The sequence below is a fragment of the Anaerosolibacter carboniphilus genome (assembly GCF_014205875.1).
In the GTDB taxonomy this organism is placed as follows: domain Bacteria; phylum Bacillota; class Clostridia; order Peptostreptococcales; family Thermotaleaceae; genus Anaerosolibacter; species Anaerosolibacter carboniphilus.
The window spans coordinates 32,704-52,887 of sequence record NZ_JACHEN010000039.1 but is presented as its reverse complement, the minus strand read 5'-3'; the positions used below and the strand labels follow the sequence as shown (position 1 = coordinate 52,887).

The window sequence follows — 20,184 nt, the reverse complement described above, 5'->3', positions numbered from 1 at the left end:
ACTTATCGTTTCACCGAACAATGATATCACCTCTTTTTCTTGGACTTCAGTGGTGTCTGTCTTCTATCTTATAGCGGAATATTTCCGTGCTTCTTGGCTGGTCTGTTCTCTCTCTTTGATGCAAGCATGTTAAACGCATCTACAAGTCTAGGTCTTGTTGCATTTGGTTCGATTACATCATCAACGAATCCTCTTTCAGCAGCCTTGTATGGTGTGGCAAATTCGTCCGTGTACTCAGCAACTTTCTTAGCTCTTTCTGCTACTGGATCTGCAGCTTTTGCGATTTCATCCTTGAAGATAATGTTTGCTGCACCTTGTGGTCCCATAACTGCGATTTCAGCTTGTGGCCAAGCAAGAACGATATCTGCGCCTAAATCTTTAGAACACATTGCTAAGTAAGATCCACCATAAGCTTTTCTTACGATTAATGTTACCTTTGGCACTGTTGCTTCACTGTAAGCATAAAGCATCTTCGCACCATGTCGAATGATTCCACCATATTCTTGGTTTGTTCCTGGTAAGAATCCAGGTACGTCAACGATATTTAATAATGGAATGTTATACGCATCACAAGTTCTGATGAATCTTGAGGACTTATCCGATGCATTGATATCTAAGCAGCCTGCAAGGAACTTTGGTTGGTTTGCAATGATACCAACAGATTGTCCGTTGATTCTTGCAAAACAAGTGATGATATTCTTTGCAAAGTATGGCTGATATTCATAGTAATCGCCGTCATCTACAATCTTAGAAATCACATCAAACATATCGTAAGGCTTGTTTGCATTGTCTGGTAGGATATCATCTAATTCTGGAATTAATCTGTTGATGTCATCTTCTGTCTCGTAGAATGGAGCTGTCTCCATGTTGTTTGATGGTAAGAAGCTTAATAGTCTTCTAATCTGTGCAATACAATCTTCATCATTTGACGCTACGAAGTGAGCTACCCCACTGGTTGTATTATGGGTCATTGCACCACCAAGATCCTCAGCCGTTACTTCTTCACCTGTTACTGTCTTGATTACCTGTGGTCCAGTGATGAACATCTGGCTTGTCTTCTCAACCATGTAGATAAAGTCTGTGATTGCTGGAGAATACACAGCACCACCGGCACAAGGTCCCATGATGGCAGAGATCTGTGGAATTACACCAGATGCAATTGTATTTCTGTAGAAAATCTTTCCGTATCCAGCCAATGCATCTACTGCTTCTTGGATTCTTGCACCACCAGAGTCATTTAAGCCTACTACAGGAGCGCCAACTTTCAATGCATTATCTTGTACTTTACAGATTTTCGCTGCATGCATTTCTCCAAGAGAACCACCAACTACTGTAAAGTCTTGGGCATAAGCATAAACCAATCTTCCGTCAACCATACCGTATCCTGTTACAACACCTTCGCCTGGAGATTCTACTTTCTCCATACCGAAGTTTACACAACGGTGGGTTACGAAAGCATCTAACTCAACGAATGTACCTTCATCAAATAGCAGGTTCATTCTTTCTCTAGCTGTTAATTTACCTGACTGATGCTGCTTGTCAATTCTTTTTTGACCGCCGCCAAGCGCAATTTTTTCTCTACGCTTACGCAAATCTTCTAATCTGTTGATTGCCATGTTTACTAACCTCCTACACTAATGTTGGGCTGCCAAAATTGGCAGCCTGATTACTACTCTCTCTCGCTTAGTTCAACAAGTACGCCGTTTGTGCTCTTTGGATGACAGAAAGCAATCTTCGCACCGCCTGCTCCGTATCTTGGCTTCTCATCAATCATTTTTACACCTTTACCCATCAATTCAGCGATAGCTTCTTCGATGTTTGGTACTCTGAATGCGATGTGCTGGATGCCTTCGCCCTTCTTTTCGATAAACTTTGCGATCGGTCCTTCTGGATCAGTTGACTCTAATAACTCAACTTCTGTATCTCCAACAGGTAAAAACGCAACCTTTACCTTTTGCTCATCAACAACTTCAGTACCATGAAGCTCTAAGCCAAGCATATCCTGATAAAACTTCAATGTCTCATCTAAGCTCTTTACTGCAACACCAATATGATCTACTTTTAATACTTTCATCTTTATTCCTCCTTTATCTATTTTAGGGCATCTTCATCGGTCTACTGCATAGGTCAGTTGCCTCCCGCCCTAGTATGCCTGTTTAAATTTCTTTTAGAATGGCTTCTGATGCAGTATATGGATCTGTCTTTCTAACAGCAACATCCGCTGCCAGTTGATTGATCATTTCTTCCTTCTTAGACTTATCTAAGATCATACGCATCAACTTTTCTTGAACAAGATCTATAATTTCAAGTCTGCTGTTTAGTGTTCTCCTCTGCTGTAACTTTCCAGTGCCCTCCATATGCTTTTTATGGTCCTTTAAGTGTCCTAATAGCTCGTCAATACCATTGTTGTCAACAGCTATAACCATTTGCACCGGCGGCCTCCAGTCAGAGTGATTGAAGTCCAGCATCATCTCGATTTCAGTGGCTGTTCGCTTTGCACCGTCACGATCTGCTTTGTTAACTGCAAATACATCCCCAATCTCCATAATTCCAGCTTTGATGGCTTGAATATCATCGCCCAATCCAGGAACCATTACCATCAGTGTTGTATCAGCATTTTTGGCAATATCTACTTCCGACTGTCCTACGCCAACTGTTTCAATAAAAATATAGTCTACACCATAGATATCTAAGATTTTTACCGCAGCTTGCGTAGCTTTGGAAAGCCCTCCCAGATGTCCACGGGTACCCATACTTCTAATAAATACACCAGGGTCCATACTTAGATCATTCATTCTTACTCTATCACCTAATATGGATCCCCCTGTAAAGGGGCTTGTAGGGTCTACAGCGATAATCCCAACTGTTTTGCCTTCCTTTCGGATAGCCTTTGCCAATTTATCTGTCAAAGTACTTTTTCCTGCGCCAGGAGGACCTGTGATCCCAATTACATGAGCCTTTCCTGTTTTGCTAAACAGGTCTTTCAATATTTCGACAGCCTCTGGATCATGATTCTCTGCCATGGAGATCAGCCTTGCAACTGCCCTTTTATCACCTTGTAACAATCTTTCAGCTAAATCCATCCATTGCACCACCTATTTTTGGCTTTTCATGATGATAACAGACTGCAGGCGGAGAGCCTGCGTCTGTTATTTTGATTTTGCCTATTTTCTCTTAATGTTTGCTCTAATATAGTCAATTGTAACAGATGTTGGTGTACCTGGTGTAAATATTTCTGCGATTCCTTTTTCTTTTAAGAAAGGAATGTCATCATCTGGAATAACGCCACCGCCGATTACTAACACATCATCAACGTTCTCTACCTTTAGTAATTCTACTACCTTAGGAAGCAATGTGTTATGAGCACCTGATAGGATACTCATTGCCACTACATCAACGTCTTCCTGAATCGTAGCACTTACGATTTGCTCAGGAGTTTGTCTTAATCCAGTATAGATTACCTCCATACCAGCGTCTCTTAAAGCTCTGGCGATAACCTTCGCTCCTCTATCATGACCATCAAGGCCTGGCTTTGCAACTAATACTCTAATTGGTCTATCCATGAAATTTTCCTCCTTCAATAAATCTATTTTCCTTATATTTATCTTTTCACTGCAAGGTATTGCCAGTAAACTACAGTTTTACTGATTGTTGGTACTCACCAAATACTTCTCTCATCACACCACAGATTTCTCCCAGTGTACCGTAAGCTCTTACTGCATCTAAGATGAATGGCATTAAGTTTGCATCGCCTTGGCAAGCTGTTCTTAAAGCTTCAAGTTTTTGTTGTACTAAGTTGTTGTCTCTCTTCGCTCTTAAGTCAACAAGTTTTTGCTTTTGAAGTTCACCTACAGATGGGTCAACTCTTAATAATCCCTTTGGTGCTTCTTCTTTGATTTGGAACTTGTTCATACCAACAATAATTCTCTTTCCAGCTTCAATATCTTTTTGATAGTTATAAGCTGCATCCATGATCTCTTGTTGGATATATCCGTTATCGATTGCCTTTGGTGCGCCACCGATCTCATCAATCTTCTTGATGTATTCCATTGCGCCTTCTTCGATCTCTCTTGTTTTTGCTTCGATAAAATATGATCCAGCTAGTGGGTCAACTGTATCTGCAGCACCACTTTCGTATGCTACGATTTGTTGTGTTCTTAATGCAACTCTTACAGAATCTTCTGTTGGAAGAGCTAGTGCCTCGTCCTTAGAGTTTGTGTGTAAAGATTGTGTTCCACCTAATACTGCTGCCAATGTTTGGATTGCAACACGAACAATATTGTTTTCTGGCTGTTGTGCAGTTAATGTAGAACCACCAGTTTGCGTATGGAACTTAAGTGCCATAGACTTCGCATCTTTTGCGCCAAATCTTTCCTTCATGATTCTTGCCCAAAGTCTTCTTGCAGCTCTGAACTTCGCAACTTCTTCTAAGATATCGTTGTGAGCGTTGAAGAAGAATGACAATCTTGGAGCAAATGTATCTACATCAAGTCCTGCTTTGATTGCAGCTTCAACATATGCGATACCATCAGCCAATGTGAATCCAACTTCTTGAGCAGCAGTTGAACCAGCTTCTCTGATGTGGTATCCAGAAATAGAAATTGTATTCCATTGTGGAACTTCTTTTGAACAGTATTCAAATATATTTGTGATTAATCTCATGGATGGCTCTGTTGGGAAGATATATGTTCCACGAGCGATGTATTCTTTTAAGATATCATTTTGGATTGTTCCTCTTAATTGATCAGGTGTAACGCCTTGCTTCTCTGCAACAGCAATATACATTGCCAATAATACAGACGCAGGTGCATTGATTGTCATAGATGTAGAAACCTTGTCTAATGGAATGCCTCCAAAAAGAATTTCCATATCTGCTAAGGAGTCAATTGCAACTCCAACTTTACCAACTTCACCTTCTGATAATGGGTGATCAGAGTCATATCCAATTTGTGTTGGAAGGTCAAATGCTACAGAAAGCCCCATAGAACCTTGCTCAATTAGATATTTATAACGCTTATTTGATTCTTCAGCTGTAGCAAAGCCAGCATACATTCTCATTGTCCAGAATCTACCTCTGTACATGTTTGTTTGTACCCCTCTTGTATATGGGTAGCTGCCTGGCATTCCTAAATCTGTTGTGTAATCAAAGTCTGCGATATCCAGCGGCGTATACAACCTGTTTACAGGTGCACCAGAACCACTTTCAAAAGCTGGCTTTCTTTCTGGATTTTTCGCTAATGACTTTTCTACTTTTGCATTGTAGGTGTCTAAACTCTCTTTGATCTGATCTAATTTTTCTTTTTCAAACATTTTTTTTCCTCCTTACACATCTATCTTTTTAAAAATTAGTATTATTTTATCCATTCATCTAATTACGATGTTGATTTTTATCTATTTACTGGAGAAATAATACTTTTAAAACTATATATTGACATAGATTCAGGGGATGCGAAATGATCCCCCTATCTCATATCATCACTTCTATAGTATCCTTCAAAATTCCTTCATCGATACCAGTTTTTCTTCACGACATTCAATTGTCAGAATTATTTAACCTTCATTGAACCAGTATCTAAGAATCTTTGATGCCATGACAATGCCTCTCCGATTAGATGTGGCTCATGCTTTAACTTACCGCTCATGGCTCTTTCAAAATAGTCATTTAACATTGGTCTATAGTCAGGGTGAGCACACTTGTCGATGATCAGTCTTGCTCTTTCTGTTGGTGATGTTCCTCTTAAATCCGCAAGACCTTGCTCTGTTACAACCACCATCACGTCATGTTCTGTATGATCCACATGGGATACCATTGGCACGATGGAAGAAATATCGCCATCCTTCGCCACAGATACAGTTGTGTAGAAAGAGATATATGCATTTCTTGTATAGTCTCCAGAACCGCCTAGACCATTCATCATTCTTGATCCCATGATGTTTGTTGAATTTACATGTCCATACATATCTATTTCAATGGCGGTATTCATGGATAGTACGCCGATTCTTCTAGCAACCTCTGGGTTGTTACTGATTTCTTGAGGTCTTAAAAGAATGTGTTTTGCATACTTATCGATATTTTGATAAAGCTTTACTTGCCCTTCGGAAGATGGTGTAATCGCTGTACCGGATGCTACTGTTACTTTACCAGCATCAATCAAGTCTAACATAGAATCCTGAATAACCTCTGTATAGCATGTCAAATCAGTAAACGGTCCTGTTACCAAACCACCAAGTACTGCATTTGCTACAGATCCTACACCAGATTGTAACGGTAACAAGTTCTTAGGTAATCTGCCCATCTTCACTTCGTGCTCCAAGAATTCGATAATATGGTTTGAAATTGCTTTTGAATCTTCATCGATAGGTCCTAAAGGTCTTACTTTATCTGGCATATCTGTAACAACAATCGCAGCAATTTTAGATGGGTCACATGGCATATAGGTTGTACCTACACGATGACCTGAATGCTCAATTGGTATCGGTTTTCTAAAAGGTGGATTCTCAGGAATATAGATATCATGCATTCCTTCTAATTGCATTGGTTGACTTGTATTGATTTCTATGATTACCTTGTCTGCTAACTTTAACGCTGTCGGAGAAATACCTACGGATGTCGTTGGAATAATTCCACCATCTTCTGTGATTGCTAATGCCTCAACAATGGCTACATCGATTTTTCCAAAGAATCCATAACTCATGTACTGTGGTAAATGACTTAAATGCATATCTTGATATGCAATGCTACCAGCATTGATGCCGTTTCTTGTATCATTGTGGGTTTGATATGGGAATCTTCTTTTAATAACACCTGCTCTAGATAAAGCCCCATCCAATTCATCGCCTACGGAGGCTCCTGTTAAAAGGGTAATACCTACTTTATCCCCTGCTTCTGCTCTCTTTGCCAATGCCAATGGCACTGCCTTTGGGTAACCAGATGGCGTAAAACCGCTGGTAGCAACAGTCATACCATCTTTGATCAGCATTGCAGCCTCTTCGGCAGAAACTACTTTTCCTTTGAGATCTTCTCTTCTGATTCTGTTTTCTAACATCCCATGAATCCTCCTTTAAAATAATTGTATTACCAGTGTTGCTTAGGGCAACAACGCATAGCATCGCTATTTATAATTGCCTATGTGTTTTTATTATGCAAATATAAAAAGCTAGATATACCACTGAATCATTTCGTGATTCTTAGCGGCATACCTAGCCTTATTTTACCTACTTTTGACTGATAAAAGGGTATTTTATCAACGCAGATAACGGGGCTTCATATGATGGAGTTATTTACATTTATTCTTGATCTACCTCTGGTTTTCCTTCAACAATCACTTGTCTGTATTTATCTGCACAAGTTCGCATGGCAGAAATAATCGCTTTTCTTGCAGACCCAAAATAACCATCTATAAACATTTTCTCAATTGCTTCTACTTGGTTAAGGTTTTCCCCTATTACACAATTCCTAAAGAAATTTTTTGCTACAGAAGTCACTAAGGTACAGTCTGCATCTATAATTTCACCGCTATTTGCATTTACCAAAAGCCCAACTGCAATCACACTATACATCTCCGTTGCAGTGATCCCTTTTGGCAGCTTTGCATAACCGCTGATGAATATTTTTTTTGTTGGCATACAACCACCTCTTCATATTTAGAGATTCTACATCTTTCTACAAATTCCTGCATAAACATAAAGTTTTTTTAAAAAAACTTGTATAGATTTTACAATTTCTACAATTCCCTAGAGATGGTTGATAATTTCTATTTATATATTGCTGAGAAGTTTACTTATAGCTTGTCATATCTTTAACAAAATTTTATCACGTTCTGAAGGGATTGTGAAGTACTTTATTTCATTTTCGTTAATTTTTTTAACGCTATTTTAACATTCCTAGTGGAACCAACCGCTCTAATAGAAAGCTTAATAAGTCGCTGCTTATTCCACGTTTCATCTTTTTTCGATATTTCCCGGGAAATTTCTTCCTTTATTTATTTCCCTTGGCCTCCGCAGCCTGAATAAATTTATCTACATGAATGATGTAGCGACTATGGAATCCTTCCCCTATTTTATCTTTTTCATCATAAGCATCAATCCGAAACTTTAGCTTCTTTCCATCTACTTCTATCAACTCTGCTTCTGCCCTTACTTTCATCCCTACAGGGGTGGCTGCCATGTGCTTTACATCTAAATGGGTTCCCACCGTGGCGAAGCCCATAGGCAGATGGGGATCTACGGCTTTTAAGGATGCATTCTCCATCAATCCAATCATAGCAGGTGTAGCATATACCAAAACACCTCCACTGCCATAGTGCACCGCTGTATCTTTTTCACCTACAACATATTCAATCACTGCTTTCATTCCCACTTCTAAATTGAATTCCATTTTATATTGCCTCCAATATAAATTATTTAAACCCCCTCTGTTTGCAAACAAAGGGGGTTTGTTTTTACTCTTCTTTGTTGTTATCTTGATCAGCAAACAATTTTTCAAATTCATCTGCATTTAATGTTTCAACTTCCAACAGTTTATTCGCAACGATATGAAGTTTATCCATATTTTCTGTTAATATTCTATCACAAGTTACATAAGCTTCGTCAATGATGCTTCTTACTTCTTTGTCGATCTCCGAAGCAACCTCCTCAGAATAATTTCTCTTTGTTGAAAAATCTCTGCCTAAGAAAACCTCATCTTCAGAACTATAATTTACTGGTCCTAAATTATCGCTCATACCGTACTTTGTCACCATTGCCCTAGCGATGCTTGTTGCTCTTTCCAAATCGTTGCTGGCACCTGTACTGATATCATCCAGTACAAGCTTTTCTGCAACCCTACCGCCCAAAAGATGAATGATACTTTCCTGCATGTCTGTCTTCGTTCTATAATATCTATCTTCTTTTGGCAAGATCATGGTGAATCCACCAGCTCTTCCTCTTGGAATAATCGTTACTTGATGGACTGGATCCGTATTTGGAAGCATTTTTGCAACCACCGCATGGCCCGCTTCATGATATGCCGTGAGCTTTCGTTCATTTTCACTAATCACTCTGCTTCTTTTCTCAGGTCCTGCAATTACTTTCGTGATGGCCTCCTCTATGGTTGCCATGTCAATTCTTTTCTTATTCTTCCTCGCTGTTAATAACGCCGCTTCATTCATAAGATTCTCTATATCTGCTGGAGTAAATCCTGGTGTTCTTCTAGCAAGAATCTGAAGATCCACATCTTCTGCCAAAGGTTTATTTCTCGCGTGAACCTTTAGAATTTCTTCTCTGCCTTTTACATCAGGCACACCTACTACAACCTGGCGGTCAAAACGCCCAGGTCGAAGCAATGCAGGATCTAATATATCAGGTCTATTGGTTGCCGCAATAATAATGATCCCTTCATTTACACCGAAGCCATCCATTTCCACAAGAAGCTGGTTCAAGGTCTGCTCTCTTTCATCATGACCGCCACCTAAGCCTGCGCCTCTTTTTCGTCCAACGGCATCTATTTCATCAATAAACACAATACAAGGAGAATTCTTCTTTGCTTGCTCAAAGAGATCACGGACACGGGACGCACCGACACCCACGAACATTTCAACAAAGTCAGATCCACTAATACTAAAGAATGGTACCCCTGCTTCTCCGGCAACTGCCCTGGAAAGATAGGTTTTACCCGTACCAGGAGGTCCAACCATCAAGATTCCTTTTGGAATTCTTGCTCCTAATTCTATATACTTTCTAGGATTTTTTAAGAAATCTACAATCTCTTGTAATTCTTCCTTCTCTTCATCTAAGCCTGCCACATCTCCAAAGGTTACCTTTTTACGTTCATCTTCCTTATGAAGCTTTGCTCTGCTCTTCCCAAAGGACATGACACGGCTGCCACCACCCTGGGACTGCTGCATGAAAACAAACCATAGGACGACGAAGATCAATATCATGAAAATTGAAGGCAAAATATCGAAAAACCATGGCGTTTTTGCTGGTGGTTGCCCTTCAACCTTCTTTAATGTACCATCTTCAATTTGAGGCAAGATATATTTGTCCAATAGGGCTTGGGACATCACAACCGGTGGAATGTATGTCTCAAACTCTTTCTGAGGATCAGATTTTAACTTTCCCATAACCGTGTTTTCCACGATTGTCATTTCTGCAACATTCTGTTGTTGTAATGCTCGCACAAAGTCTGAAAAATTCAGCGATGCTTTCTCAGGTGCGGGAGTTCCTAAAAAATGTACGACCGCGACGATAGCAATGAATATTAGTATGTAGAAACTAGCTCCCCTAAAAAATTTCTTCAACAAAAGCCCTCCTTTCGGCACGATGACGACTACAATTTTTGCGTCTCTCTATTCTACCATATATTTTATATGAAAACAATAAATTACATCTCAACACAGGCTTTTCAGCGATTTTTTTCGCCCCAAAAGCTATTTTGTGATCGCTCATCTATCTTTTATATCATTTCTTTCATACTCCAGTATCAGTACCCTTTTTGTGTGCTCATCTATCTTATATTTTTCACTAGTACGGTAACCAACAACCCACATGATTTCATCTTCATCGCAAATCAGTGGAATTCGATCCCTGTTTTCTCTCGAAATTTTCTCGTCAATAAAATAATCCTTCAGCTTCTTTCTACCTTTCATGCCATAGGGCCAGAAAATATCCCCCTGTCTTCTATTCCTAACGTTTATACCCCCTTGCACCTTGTCTAAATCAAAATACTTCTTGCAGGAATGGGTTTGAATTTCCTTGGATGGATCCCATTCGATTATTTTTGATCTTATGGTTCCAACTAACTCCTTCAAATATATATCTTCACCTATGGGCAGAGTATAAAAAAAACTCATTTCACTTATTGTGATTCTCTTTTTGATAATTAATACGTCATAGCTGATTTCTGCCATCATTTCCTTTGGTAAATCAATTCTCGCCCCTACTCTTCCTACGTTGGCTAGGTTTAAAATGCTTTCAATATGAATTTGCTCAAAATCCATCAAACTGCCCGATGCTTCTCGTATAGCCCTTCGAATAATTCTTTTCCCAATGGATGGATGCAGTTTTGTTATTGCTTCTAAAAAAATCGCAGCTGCTCCCTGACGAAGCTGAACAATTTCTTCATAATTACACTGGACTTCTGAGTCAATAAATTCGCTATCTTCCCGCAGCAAGTTTGCCGTACGCCAAAGGGTATCCTTGATTTTGGGATTAAAGTGCTCCTGGATATAAGGAATTAACTCTAATCTTATACGATTTCGTGTATATATGGTTTGTAGATTGGTATAATCTAGTCTAGGGGTCAGTTCAGAGATCCTGCAATACGCTTCGATTTCATGTCGAGGAATATCTAGCAAAGGCCGAATCACCCGATGTTCCCTCACATAAGGAATTGCTGCAAGACCTTCTATCCCTGCACCTCGCATAAACCGCATCAGTACTGTTTCCGCCTGATCATCCATGTTCTGGGCAACAGCTATTTTATGGGCACCCTGTTCCTGCATTACTTGATCAAATAGAGCATACCGCCTTTCTCTCCCTGCTTCTTCAAAACTTATACCCTTTTTCTGACTATAACAAGCAATATCCTCAGAATAAATAAAGGCTGGGATATCAAGTTGTGCACATAACTGACGGACATAAAGGGCATCCTCCTCTGCCTCCTTTTCCCGCAGCTGATGGTTCAAATGCACTGCATAGATTTTCAGTTGATAAGCATTTCGAATTTTCCATAGCAGGTGCAATAAACATACTGAATCCGGTCCTCCTGACACACCAACTACAATCCCGTCTCCCTTTTGAATCATTCCATATTTTTCTATGGTGCTTAAAAATCTCTTCAGCATAACCTTGCTCCTATCTCAAACACTTTGATTTCAATAAGTTCTATAAAATAGTCTGAAATACCTTCCCCATATCGCTAATTTTTATTACAATAAATGTCACAACACTTAAAAAGAATAGGATGCTTCCGATAAATACACCATTCACAATCTTATACACAGACTTCCCTTTTATCTGAAAACTATCAAGGTGATCATAAACCTTTTCTAAAGAAGAGATAAACTGTGAAAAGTTCATATCTTTTTGAGTTATTCCCTTGTGGATGAGTTCTAGGATTCTAGGAGCAATATCCACATTTTTTAATTTATATATCACTTTATCCACACTTTTCTCTCGGAGTGGAAATTCATTGCCCAATACCAAATAAGTAATGAGGATACACAGACTAAAAAGATCATATTTCTCGTCTGCTTTTCGTAGTCCTACGCCCCAGCTTGCCCTATCATAGGTAGGTGTAAACTCTTTCAATCCTTCACCCATTCGGGTTACACCCCCTAGATCAATAATCTTCAATTTCCCATTGCGCTGATCTAACATTAAGTTTTCTAATTTCATATCTCCAAAAACATAGTTTTCCTGATGAAATCTTTGAAATGCTTTGCCTATGACAATCGCTAAAGCTACTACAGATTTCAAAGAAATTTTTCTTTCTTTTCTATATTGATCTAAATTTTTTCCATCTATGCACTCTGTTACCATATAATACAGTCTATGACCCAGACAATCCAAATCATCAATCTCTTTCGCCTTTACAACCATAGACAGATTTTCAAATTTCTTTAACATATCATATTCCTTTGTAATACTCTGTAAATCTTCACTGAGCTTTAGGGCATATATTTCATTACTGGTAATCTCTTGCACTTTATAAACAGCGCCTATGCCTCCTTCACCCAATAACTCCAATACTCTATATGATTTTTGACTCCATTTTCCCCGAATCATGCTGCCTTTTGATAATCGAATACCCATCATCTTTCTTCATCCCTCACTTTAGTAAGCACAATGAACAAAGTTGCCTATCGGCAATTTGTTTTCGCTAGGAAACCCTAGGTTTCGACGCCTGCAATGCAGGTTCCTGAGGACCTTCCTGAATACGGCAAAGGGGAATCCCCTCTGCACACCCCATATATGGGAAATTGAAAACCATAATTTTCTATACATAAACAAAACGGCTAATATTAGCCGTCTTCATATGATACCATCCTTTAATAAGGGCTCATTATTGTCTACAATCTCTTCAAAGCTTATGTCGTGAATATCCAGCATAAGATCAATGGCTTTATTCATAGCAGCAGCAGTAGGCGTATTTCCGCCAGCTTTCAGGGCATATACAGTTCTTTTGACCTCTGATATATTCTCAGTAAAATCACAAATGACTCTATAAAAGTCGCCCTTTTCTCCTGGAAATGCAATGATGGCAATCTGACTTTTTCCTTTCCTTCCCTGGAGAGAATTCATTAGCTCAATAATACTTTGTCTCGCTGTCCCCATCTTGTTGGCCATGCTGCCGCTGCAATCCATCACTACGCAGCATTTGATAGGGATATCTTCTCCAAGGCGATCCATATAGTCAATGATCTGTCCCCTTGCTTGGGGCGGTATATCGTCTATATTTCCCCCGATCATTTCTTTTAGCTGTCTTCCCACAATGCTCTCTATGGTCTTATTCACCGTTCTCTGTGTCATATGATGCATGGTCTGACCTAAATTGGCCACATGGGTATTTTCCCAAGTACCCCTGCCTGCCCTAGCAATCTCTCTTATTTCATCAAAAGCATGATCCTCTTCTTTCTGTTCCATGATTCCTATGGCATTGACAACAATCCCTCTTTTGGCCGCTTCAGCTGCTGCTGTAACAGGATTGCCGCCGATGTTCGATTTACCATCCGTTACCACAATCATTTGTTTTATTTCCATAAATGGACACCTTCCCCCTGGTATTATTTACCTGGAAGTATTGTCCTTTATCCTGTTTTTTATACAAAACTTAAAAGAAAAAGAGCCTAAGGCTCTTATTTCGATTCCCATATCTTTGTAACCAACACCGTCATATCATCCTCAATTCTATCGCCATATTTTTCAATGGCCATATTCATCAGCTCATCAGCAATGACTTGCGGGTTTCTACTGTGAATAGACTGTAATGCAGCAATAACCCAATTTTCCTTTATATCTGTCTGTTTGTCAGCATCCAAAATGCCATCTGACATCATTATGACAAAATCTCCTTGCCCTAATTTCTTTCCAAAACTGTCAAAGTCAATCTTACTTAAGATGCCAATGGGTAACGATGTAGATTTAATAATTTCAATCTCTCCATTTCCTCTTTTGATAAAGCTTGATGCAGCCCCGATTTTTATGCAGTCTAATCTACCAGTATATAAATCTATAATGGATAAATCTATGGTAGAAAATATTTCATCAGAGGATTTTAGAACCAAAATAGAGTTTATGGTCTTAATAGCCGTTTCTTGATCAAATCCAGCTTCCAATAGCTGCTCCAGTAAGGTAATCGTCGTTGTACTTTCTTTAGCCGCCTTTTCTCCAGATCCCATACCATCGCTAAGGGCAATCATGTATTTTCCATCCTGAAGATCCATCATTGTATAACTGTCGCCACAAATATGCCCATTATCTTTAGAAGCCCGTGCGACTCCTGTGCTTGCCCTGTATTTCTCTGCTGCTACCAATTGAAACACGCAGTTGTCTGTACTATCATCCGTGGTACAATGTTGATTTTTTCGAATAAACTCTACGCCCATGACTTGAGACACAATGGGTGCAATCTTTTCATCACATTGTTTGCGATCGTAGCAAGATCGCTTCTCTACCGTCACTTCCATCTTTCCATTTTCTTTCTCAAAAACAGTAATCTTATTTACAACAATTCCTGCTTTATCGAAAGCCACATATAGGGCATCTTCAATATCCGTTTTAAAGTGAACGTCCATATTGATCTCTTTGCCCAAACGGTGAAGGATCTCCGATACCCCTTGAAACTGTTCTGCAACAAGCTGTCTGCTCTCAAAAAGCTTGTTTTCCCATTTATAGTGAATCTTGTAGATTTCAAACTGATCATAAATGGTTTGAAGCAGCATCTCTAAGCGGATACATCGTTTTTTCAGTATGGTAGGAATTTTATCCTCCTTAATCCTCCCTGAGGATTCCAGCAAAGTAATGATCTCAACAAGATCGTTGTAAGAGCTGTAAAACCCATTTTTCCAACAGCTTCTACACATGCCACATTGACTGCATACCTTATTTACTACCTGATCGATGATGCCTGCAATTTCTTGCTGATCAATCAGCCTATTTCTTTCCAATATTTGTCCATAGGTCACAGCCAACTCTGAAAAGGCATGGCTAAACTCTTTCAACCGATCAAATGTGATCCTCCGTATCCTTTCACTGTAGGCTTTATCTAACTGAACAGATCCGCCATTGGCATTTACAAACTTTTCGGTATAGCCTAGAATTGACTTTGGTATCAGCATAAAGATAATAAATGCCATGACAATTTCCTCGAACTGTAGAATAACCTCCGTAGATCCGTTTATGTAAAAAGTAAGAATTGCATTTCCCATAATGATCCCCATAGACGATCCTAGTTTCCCCAAATCCTTAAATATGCCTGCTAACAATCCAGAGAAGGCATAAATTCCTATAACCGTAGGCGTCCCTATGGTAGACATGCTGGTAATAATGCCTATAGTTACCCCTACGCTTGCGCCCACACTGGCTCCCCCATTGTATGCAAATATCAGGGTTAGCAATATTCCTAGAACATTCTTCAATGCATAGTCTCTTATGCTTATATCAGCAAATCCTGAAATAAGTACGGCCGCTGTAATGGCAATGCATATCAGTTCCTCATTAGATAATATCTTTCTATTTGTTTTCTGAAGGGCTATCGGCACTGCATAGGATAATATATAAACGAACACAAATGTCACAACAGATTCAAATCCAATCATAAACAAATCATATATATATAGGTCCGAAAAAATACCATAGAGTATTCCTGCTAAGAACATGATCGTTCCAGATACCAATGCCGTTTTAAAAACATTCCGCTGGATCTTATCCTTTATAAAATAAAATACCACCCAAGATAATAACAGAGCAAACCCATACTTCCCCCAACTTCCAGCGTCGACGACCGTCATCGTTCCTAAAATGATACCAACACCCACCAAGGCGTTTTTACGTTCTTTTGCCAGCAGTACAGTAAAGTATGCAATGCCAAATGGAGCGAGTCCATCCAATATGCTAGCTCTTCCTAAGAGGAAGCCAATGATGCTTAAAAAGAGTATTTGTTTTGTCCCATAAAATAATCCAATTCTTTTACTGCCTAGTAGCGCTTTAGCTTGTCCACTTTGTTTTCTTTTGTATGGCATGAGTTCATATTTTTCTATCATGTAAACACCACCTACCGATTTTCTTAGTGCAATTATATCAGCCATGGCAGGAGATATTTGTCAACTTACCTGTCCCATCGCCATAAAATTATAGACATAGACTGGGGAGTTTTTACATGATTTTATGGACACGACAAATTTATTTTCAAATTTTCATATAGATTCTTCCTATTCTTACATCAGGGTCAGAAGTTTTTGACGACAGATGAAAAAGTCCCCCGATATTATCATGAATATTCTTAAATAGATGGTCATAGAATAATAGATTGCGTAGTAAATAAATATTGCAATATAATCGTAGGAGCGTGCATTGCACGTCCATTCTGTTTGTTTATAATCCCATTCTTTGACGCCCAATGAGCGCCCCTAAAAAATCAACCATATTCGCATTTATCTACAATTATATCTTCGTCTGTACCCTTACCTCATTTCAACATTGTTTTGAGTACAAATAAAAAAATCTCCCATTTTATTAAAATGGAAGATTTTTTCTAATTGGCGACCCGGAAGGGGCTCGAACCCTCGACCTCCAGCGTGACAGGCTGGCATTCTAACCAACTGAACTACCGGGCCAGATTTTCGGTTGTCAGTTGCTGGTTGTCGGTTATCTGTTGTTCAGGTCATTCTCTTAAGTCTTTCGACCCTAGATACTGGCCATAGCAACCGTAAACCGGTAACCGTGCACCATGTTTTTGGTAGCGGCGAGTGGACTCGAACCACCGACCTTCCGGGTATGAACCGGACGCTCTAGCCAACTAAGCTACGCCGCCATTTTTCATGACAAATTCTATATTACAGCAGAATTCGCAAGATGTCAATGCTATTTTCACATTTCATTACAGCAGCATTTTCCATCCATCTTATGATAGTTGCTCGAAAATCAATCCCTCTAGATTATCATACTCGCTAATCCTGAATTCATCTATCTTCAGGAGCGTTAGAATTCTATCTAAAATTACAGTGCCCGCTGTAATGACATCTGCTCGTTTTGGATGAAGTCCTTGAATTTTCTTTCTCTCACTTAAGGGAACGACCAGAAAGCTCTTTAGAACATTCCTTACTTCTTCTAGATGGACATCCGTATTATGAACCTTATCACGGTCATATATTGCCAACTTTAGATGAACAGCAGCAATGGTTGTAGTGGTTCCACCAATTCCAATAACTCTATCTATCTTCATCTCTCTTAATTTCATCATTGTAGGGAGGATCTCCAGATCTATCTCCTCTTCTAACCTGCGCATATCTTGTGGCAATAGTGGATCATTCAGCACACATTTTTCTGTCATTCGCACTGCTCCTATGTTATGACTGACCATATATTGTATACCATTTTCATTTCCCAGGATGAATTCAGTACTTCCACCACCAATATCAATGACCAAAATGCTTTCCCCTTTTTCCTTCAATCCTCGCAACACTCCAGAGAATCCTAATTGAGCTTCTCGATCTCCTGTTATGACATCTATATCGAGACCAACCTCTTGCCGTGCCCGTTGCAGAAATATCTCTCTGTTTTGGGCATCCCTGACAGCACTGGTAGCGATTACTGGCATAGATGATATCCCTTCCCTCTGAACCACGGCATTAAACTTTTTTAAAGCTTCCAAGTTCCGCTCAATGGCTCCTTGTGTAAGCCTTCCTGTGTGATCTACGCCCTCTCCCATCCTGGTTGTCTCTAAATCCTTAAAACTTCTGACTATTTCTCCATTCTCTACATCGGCAATAAGTAGTCGCATTGAATTTGTGCCAATATCGATGGCAGCATACTTTTTCATTTAAAGCCTCCTTAGTACGGCAGGGGATTTCATCCCCTACAACCCCTATTTTTTATTGTCTGGTTTTCTCAATCTCTACGTCCATTGAGCTTACTTAAGATTTATACTTTCCTACGAAAATAAAACTTATTTTCATTATACTTTGTGAAATTTCAATTTCATGAGCGTTTCTTAGACAATAAAAAACCGAGACATCGTCTCGGTTGTATTTTTTAAGCATCTTTCTTATTATTAAATCCGTTTCCTCTTCTCGTGTCTCTCATATTTTTCTTAAGTTGTTGATGCTTTTCGTCACTGTCCTTCAAAAACTTAGAAAGCTTATCTTCAAAGGACAAATTTGACTCTGTACTCTTTTTCTGCCAATCAAGCTGTGCGGGCTGGTTACTTTTTTTAGGAGGTTTTTCCTGTGCCTGCCGGATGGAGAGACTAATCTTTCCATTGCCATCAATTGCAATTATTTTTACCATGACTTTTTGCTGTTCCTTTAAGTAGGTACGAATATCTTTTACATAATCATCTGCCACTTCTGAAATATGACATAATCCTGTTTTTCCCTGTGGTAGTTGAATAAAAGCACCAAAATTTGTAATACCAGTTACCGTGCCCTCAACAACTTTTCCTATTTCAACCGGCATAAATAAAATCTTCCTCCTTATATATTATTCACAACTTTACTAGACATATTATAATTTATTATTTAAAGCCTGTCAACAACTGCACCTCTTGCTTGGTAGCCTTATTGACTATATTTTGCTTTATGCATATCAACATAAATAATTTCATTAGGTTTTACCATCTTTAGCTGCTCTCTGGCTACTTTTTCGACGAACTCTGGTGTGTTGCCATTTTTCACTTCTTCCTCTCGACGGGCAACCTCTTGTTTTAACACTTCTACTCTTTTTTTATAGGCCGTTTCCTGCTCAGTCAGTTCATGAAGCTTCATTTGCTGACTCACAAAAATCCACACCACATAGAGTCCCATGACCAAAAGGATCATATAGAAAGGTTTATTTCCCCTTCGTACTCTCTTTTTCCTTTGTTGCATCATATCCATACATTTCACCCTTTTTGTTTGCCCTCTTCTGTAATATTATTCTATACAGTCATATAATTTCCTGCTACTTTTTTTTCATTACAGTTTTTATGTATTTTTTTACATCTCTAGCAATTCGTTTTGGCATTGTAGCAATTCTTCTCCATCGATAATAGATAGGCATTAGTTTTTTCTTCGCCCATCGCCAGGGTATCTTTGACCACTGTATCAATATTTTTATCGGATACACCAGCTTGTTTATTAAGCTCATTATTGTCTTTTTTAAAAGGGATAGCAGATATACAATGGTCTTGATAATAATATTGCTTAGCAGTTGATTGTATAATATACTCCCCATCACAAATCCCAAAAACGTATAAAATCTCAACTGTCCTGAATTGCTAAACAAAAGTACTGCAATGGCGACCCCAGAAATAACAATCCAAAAAATAAGATCTTGAATCAATGTAGCAATTTTCTTGGGTTTGAAAATCAGCCTCAGGATTCTATATAAATCGTAGACAAAGCCTATCAAAATACCGCCATACATGGTTGCTAAGAAAACATATACCTGCTCAGCTACTGATGTAGCCATACAAATCACCCCATTCTTGCTATCTATAGATAATCCGCATCAATACTATATTTTGACCATTATAGAACAGGTATCCCTGTTCCCTATAATCCATCTATTCAAAAAAATAACCGCCACGCGGTTATTTAAACATCTTTCCTAGGAATCCTACCCCTTTATTCTGCAAGCCTTCCCGATCACTATAAACCAAGGAGTATACATGCCCTTCCAGGACAACATTACCATCTTCCAGGTTGAGTTTACTTATATTTAATTCGGTCCCCTTCACTGTAAGTACACCTTGTACCGTTTCTATCAGCACCGTGTTTTCATTAAAGCTGTCAACATGCTCTACCCCTGATATGCTCAACTTTCCCCGATTCTCCAAAATCAAGTTGTGATTCTTGCTCTTGGCTACCTTTCTGTCTTCCACCTATACTCACCTCTTTACGACGATAGTAGACTACTTTATAAAGGATATTCTTATGGACTTGTACTTATGCATAGTTTCACCTGCTCATCGACAAAAGAAAATAGCATCCTCATTACTGGATG

Annotated in this window: 18 protein-coding genes and 2 tRNA genes; all 20 read right to left on the bottom strand. The window is 39.1% G+C overall.

All coding sequences use genetic code 11. The annotated features are described in order from the left end of the window. Positions 1-68 precede the first annotated feature (68 nt). Positions 69-1,616: a methylmalonyl-CoA decarboxylase subunit alpha gene (gene mmdA, locus HNQ80_RS22670; protein WP_184312993.1), complete on the bottom strand. Its 1,548-nt coding sequence runs from the start codon at positions 1,614-1,616 to the stop codon at positions 69-71. 53 nt (positions 1,617-1,669) lie between these two features. Continuing rightward, a complete protein-coding gene (gene mce, locus HNQ80_RS22665) occupies positions 1,670-2,074 on the bottom strand; it encodes a methylmalonyl-CoA epimerase (RefSeq protein WP_184312991.1) in 405 nt (134 codons plus the stop codon). A gap of 82 nt (positions 2,075-2,156) precedes the next feature. Continuing rightward, positions 2,157-3,083, bottom strand: coding sequence for a methylmalonyl Co-A mutase-associated GTPase MeaB (gene meaB, locus HNQ80_RS22660; protein ID WP_184312989.1), 927 nt, complete (start codon positions 3,081-3,083; stop codon positions 2,157-2,159). Positions 3,084-3,164: 81 nt separating this feature from the next. Further along, complete coding sequence (locus HNQ80_RS22655; protein ID WP_184312987.1) at positions 3,165-3,563, bottom strand: cobalamin B12-binding domain-containing protein; 399 nt, start codon at positions 3,561-3,563, stop codon at positions 3,165-3,167. Between the two features lie 70 nt (positions 3,564-3,633). Continuing rightward, the gene (locus HNQ80_RS22650; protein ID WP_184312985.1) at positions 3,634-5,310 is read right to left on the bottom strand and encodes an acyl-CoA mutase large subunit family protein; all 1,677 of its coding nucleotides are present in this window, start codon (positions 5,308-5,310) and stop codon (positions 3,634-3,636) included. A gap of 236 nt (positions 5,311-5,546) precedes the next feature. Beyond that, on the bottom strand, positions 5,547-7,046 hold the full coding sequence (locus HNQ80_RS22645) for an acetyl-CoA hydrolase/transferase family protein (protein ID WP_184312983.1): 1,500 nt from the start codon (positions 7,044-7,046) through the stop codon (positions 5,547-5,549). Positions 7,047-7,287: 241 nt separating this feature from the next. Beyond that, complete coding sequence (locus tag HNQ80_RS22640; RefSeq protein WP_184312981.1) at positions 7,288-7,626, bottom strand: DUF3870 domain-containing protein; 339 nt, start codon at positions 7,624-7,626, stop codon at positions 7,288-7,290. A 352-nt stretch (positions 7,627-7,978) separates the two neighbouring features. After that, positions 7,979-8,377: a thioesterase family protein gene (locus tag HNQ80_RS22635; RefSeq protein WP_184312979.1), complete on the bottom strand. Its 399-nt coding sequence runs from the start codon at positions 8,375-8,377 to the stop codon at positions 7,979-7,981. Between the two features lie 64 nt (positions 8,378-8,441). Then, positions 8,442-10,280, bottom strand: a complete 1,839-nt coding sequence (gene ftsH, locus HNQ80_RS22630) for an ATP-dependent zinc metalloprotease FtsH (protein ID WP_184312977.1) — start codon at positions 10,278-10,280, stop codon at positions 8,442-8,444. A 144-nt stretch (positions 10,281-10,424) separates the two neighbouring features. Continuing rightward, on the bottom strand, positions 10,425-11,825 hold the full coding sequence (tilS, locus tag HNQ80_RS22625) for a tRNA lysidine(34) synthetase TilS (RefSeq protein WP_184312975.1): 1,401 nt from the start codon (positions 11,823-11,825) through the stop codon (positions 10,425-10,427). Positions 11,826-11,865: 40 nt separating this feature from the next. Continuing rightward, positions 11,866-12,798: a serine/threonine protein kinase gene (locus tag HNQ80_RS22620; RefSeq protein WP_184312973.1), complete on the bottom strand. Its 933-nt coding sequence runs from the start codon at positions 12,796-12,798 to the stop codon at positions 11,866-11,868. 216 nt (positions 12,799-13,014) lie between these two features. After that, positions 13,015-13,743, bottom strand: a complete 729-nt coding sequence (locus HNQ80_RS22615; RefSeq protein WP_184312971.1) for a vWA domain-containing protein — start codon at positions 13,741-13,743, stop codon at positions 13,015-13,017. A 95-nt stretch (positions 13,744-13,838) separates the two neighbouring features. Then, positions 13,839-16,289, bottom strand: coding sequence for a stage II sporulation protein E (spoIIE, locus tag HNQ80_RS22610; RefSeq protein ID WP_207727160.1), 2,451 nt, complete (start codon positions 16,287-16,289; stop codon positions 13,839-13,841). 451 nt (positions 16,290-16,740) lie between these two features. Beyond that, positions 16,741-16,817 (bottom strand) — tRNA-Asp (locus tag HNQ80_RS22605). A 120-nt stretch (positions 16,818-16,937) separates the two neighbouring features. Beyond that, positions 16,938-17,014, bottom strand: a tRNA-Met gene (locus HNQ80_RS22600). A 90-nt stretch (positions 17,015-17,104) separates the two neighbouring features. Beyond that, positions 17,105-18,022 carry a Ppx/GppA phosphatase family protein gene (locus HNQ80_RS22595; protein WP_184312967.1) on the bottom strand — a complete coding sequence of 306 codons (918 nt, stop codon included), beginning with the start codon at positions 18,020-18,022 and terminating at the stop codon, positions 17,105-17,107. A 212-nt stretch (positions 18,023-18,234) separates the two neighbouring features. Next, a complete protein-coding gene (locus HNQ80_RS22590; RefSeq protein ID WP_184312965.1) occupies positions 18,235-18,657 on the bottom strand; it encodes a S1 domain-containing RNA-binding protein in 423 nt (140 codons plus the stop codon). Between the two features lie 101 nt (positions 18,658-18,758). Then, positions 18,759-19,076 (bottom strand): FtsB family cell division protein, encoded by a 318-nt coding sequence (locus HNQ80_RS22585; RefSeq protein ID WP_184312963.1) that lies wholly within the window; start codon positions 19,074-19,076, stop codon positions 18,759-18,761. A 64-nt stretch (positions 19,077-19,140) separates the two neighbouring features. Further along, a complete protein-coding gene (yabQ, locus tag HNQ80_RS22580; RefSeq protein ID WP_184312961.1) occupies positions 19,141-19,650 on the bottom strand; it encodes a spore cortex biosynthesis protein YabQ in 510 nt (169 codons plus the stop codon). 121 nt (positions 19,651-19,771) lie between these two features. Further along, on the bottom strand, positions 19,772-20,062 hold the full coding sequence (yabP, locus tag HNQ80_RS22575; protein ID WP_184312960.1) for a sporulation protein YabP: 291 nt from the start codon (positions 20,060-20,062) through the stop codon (positions 19,772-19,774). Between the last annotated feature and the right edge of the window lie 122 nt (positions 20,063-20,184).

Bases quoted from the DNA above. Each gene is read 5' to 3' on its own strand.
- mmdA (WP_184312993.1), bottom strand. From the start codon at position 1,616: ATGGCAATCAACAGATTAGAAGATTTGCGTAAGCGTAGAGAAAAAATT.
- HNQ80_RS22590 (WP_184312965.1), bottom strand. From the start codon at position 18,657: ATGCCGGTTGAAATAGGAAAAGTTGTTGAGGGCACGGTAACTGGTATT.
- HNQ80_RS22620 (WP_184312973.1), bottom strand. From the start codon at position 12,798: ATGATGGGTATTCGATTATCAAAAGGCAGCATGATTCGGGGAAAATGG.
- HNQ80_RS22640 (WP_184312981.1), bottom strand. From the start codon at position 7,626: ATGCCAACAAAAAAAATATTCATCAGCGGTTATGCAAAGCTGCCAAAA.
- HNQ80_RS22615 (WP_184312971.1), bottom strand. From the start codon at position 13,743: ATGGAAATAAAACAAATGATTGTGGTAACGGATGGTAAATCGAACATC.
- HNQ80_RS22585 (WP_184312963.1), bottom strand. From the start codon at position 19,076: ATGGATATGATGCAACAAAGGAAAAAGAGAGTACGAAGGGGAAATAAA.
- HNQ80_RS22650 (WP_184312985.1), bottom strand. From the start codon at position 5,310: ATGTTTGAAAAAGAAAAATTAGATCAGATCAAAGAGAGTTTAGACACC.
- HNQ80_RS22635 (WP_184312979.1), bottom strand. From the start codon at position 8,377: ATGGAATTCAATTTAGAAGTGGGAATGAAAGCAGTGATTGAATATGTT.
- mce (WP_184312991.1), bottom strand. From the start codon at position 2,074: ATGAAAGTATTAAAAGTAGATCATATTGGTGTTGCAGTAAAGAGCTTA.
- HNQ80_RS22645 (WP_184312983.1), bottom strand. From the start codon at position 7,046: ATGTTAGAAAACAGAATCAGAAGAGAAGATCTCAAAGGAAAAGTAGTT.
- tilS (WP_184312975.1), bottom strand. From the start codon at position 11,825: ATGCTGAAGAGATTTTTAAGCACCATAGAAAAATATGGAATGATTCAA.
- HNQ80_RS22595 (WP_184312967.1), bottom strand. From the start codon at position 18,022: ATGAAAAAGTATGCTGCCATCGATATTGGCACAAATTCAATGCGACTA.
- spoIIE (WP_207727160.1), bottom strand. From the start codon at position 16,289: ATGGCTGATATAATTGCACTAAGAAAATCGGTAGGTGGTGTTTACATG.
- HNQ80_RS22655 (WP_184312987.1), bottom strand. From the start codon at position 3,563: ATGGATAGACCAATTAGAGTATTAGTTGCAAAGCCAGGCCTTGATGGT.
- yabQ (WP_184312961.1), bottom strand. From the start codon at position 19,650: ATGGCTACATCAGTAGCTGAGCAGGTATATGTTTTCTTAGCAACCATG.
- meaB (WP_184312989.1), bottom strand. From the start codon at position 3,083: ATGGATTTAGCTGAAAGATTGTTACAAGGTGATAAAAGGGCAGTTGCA.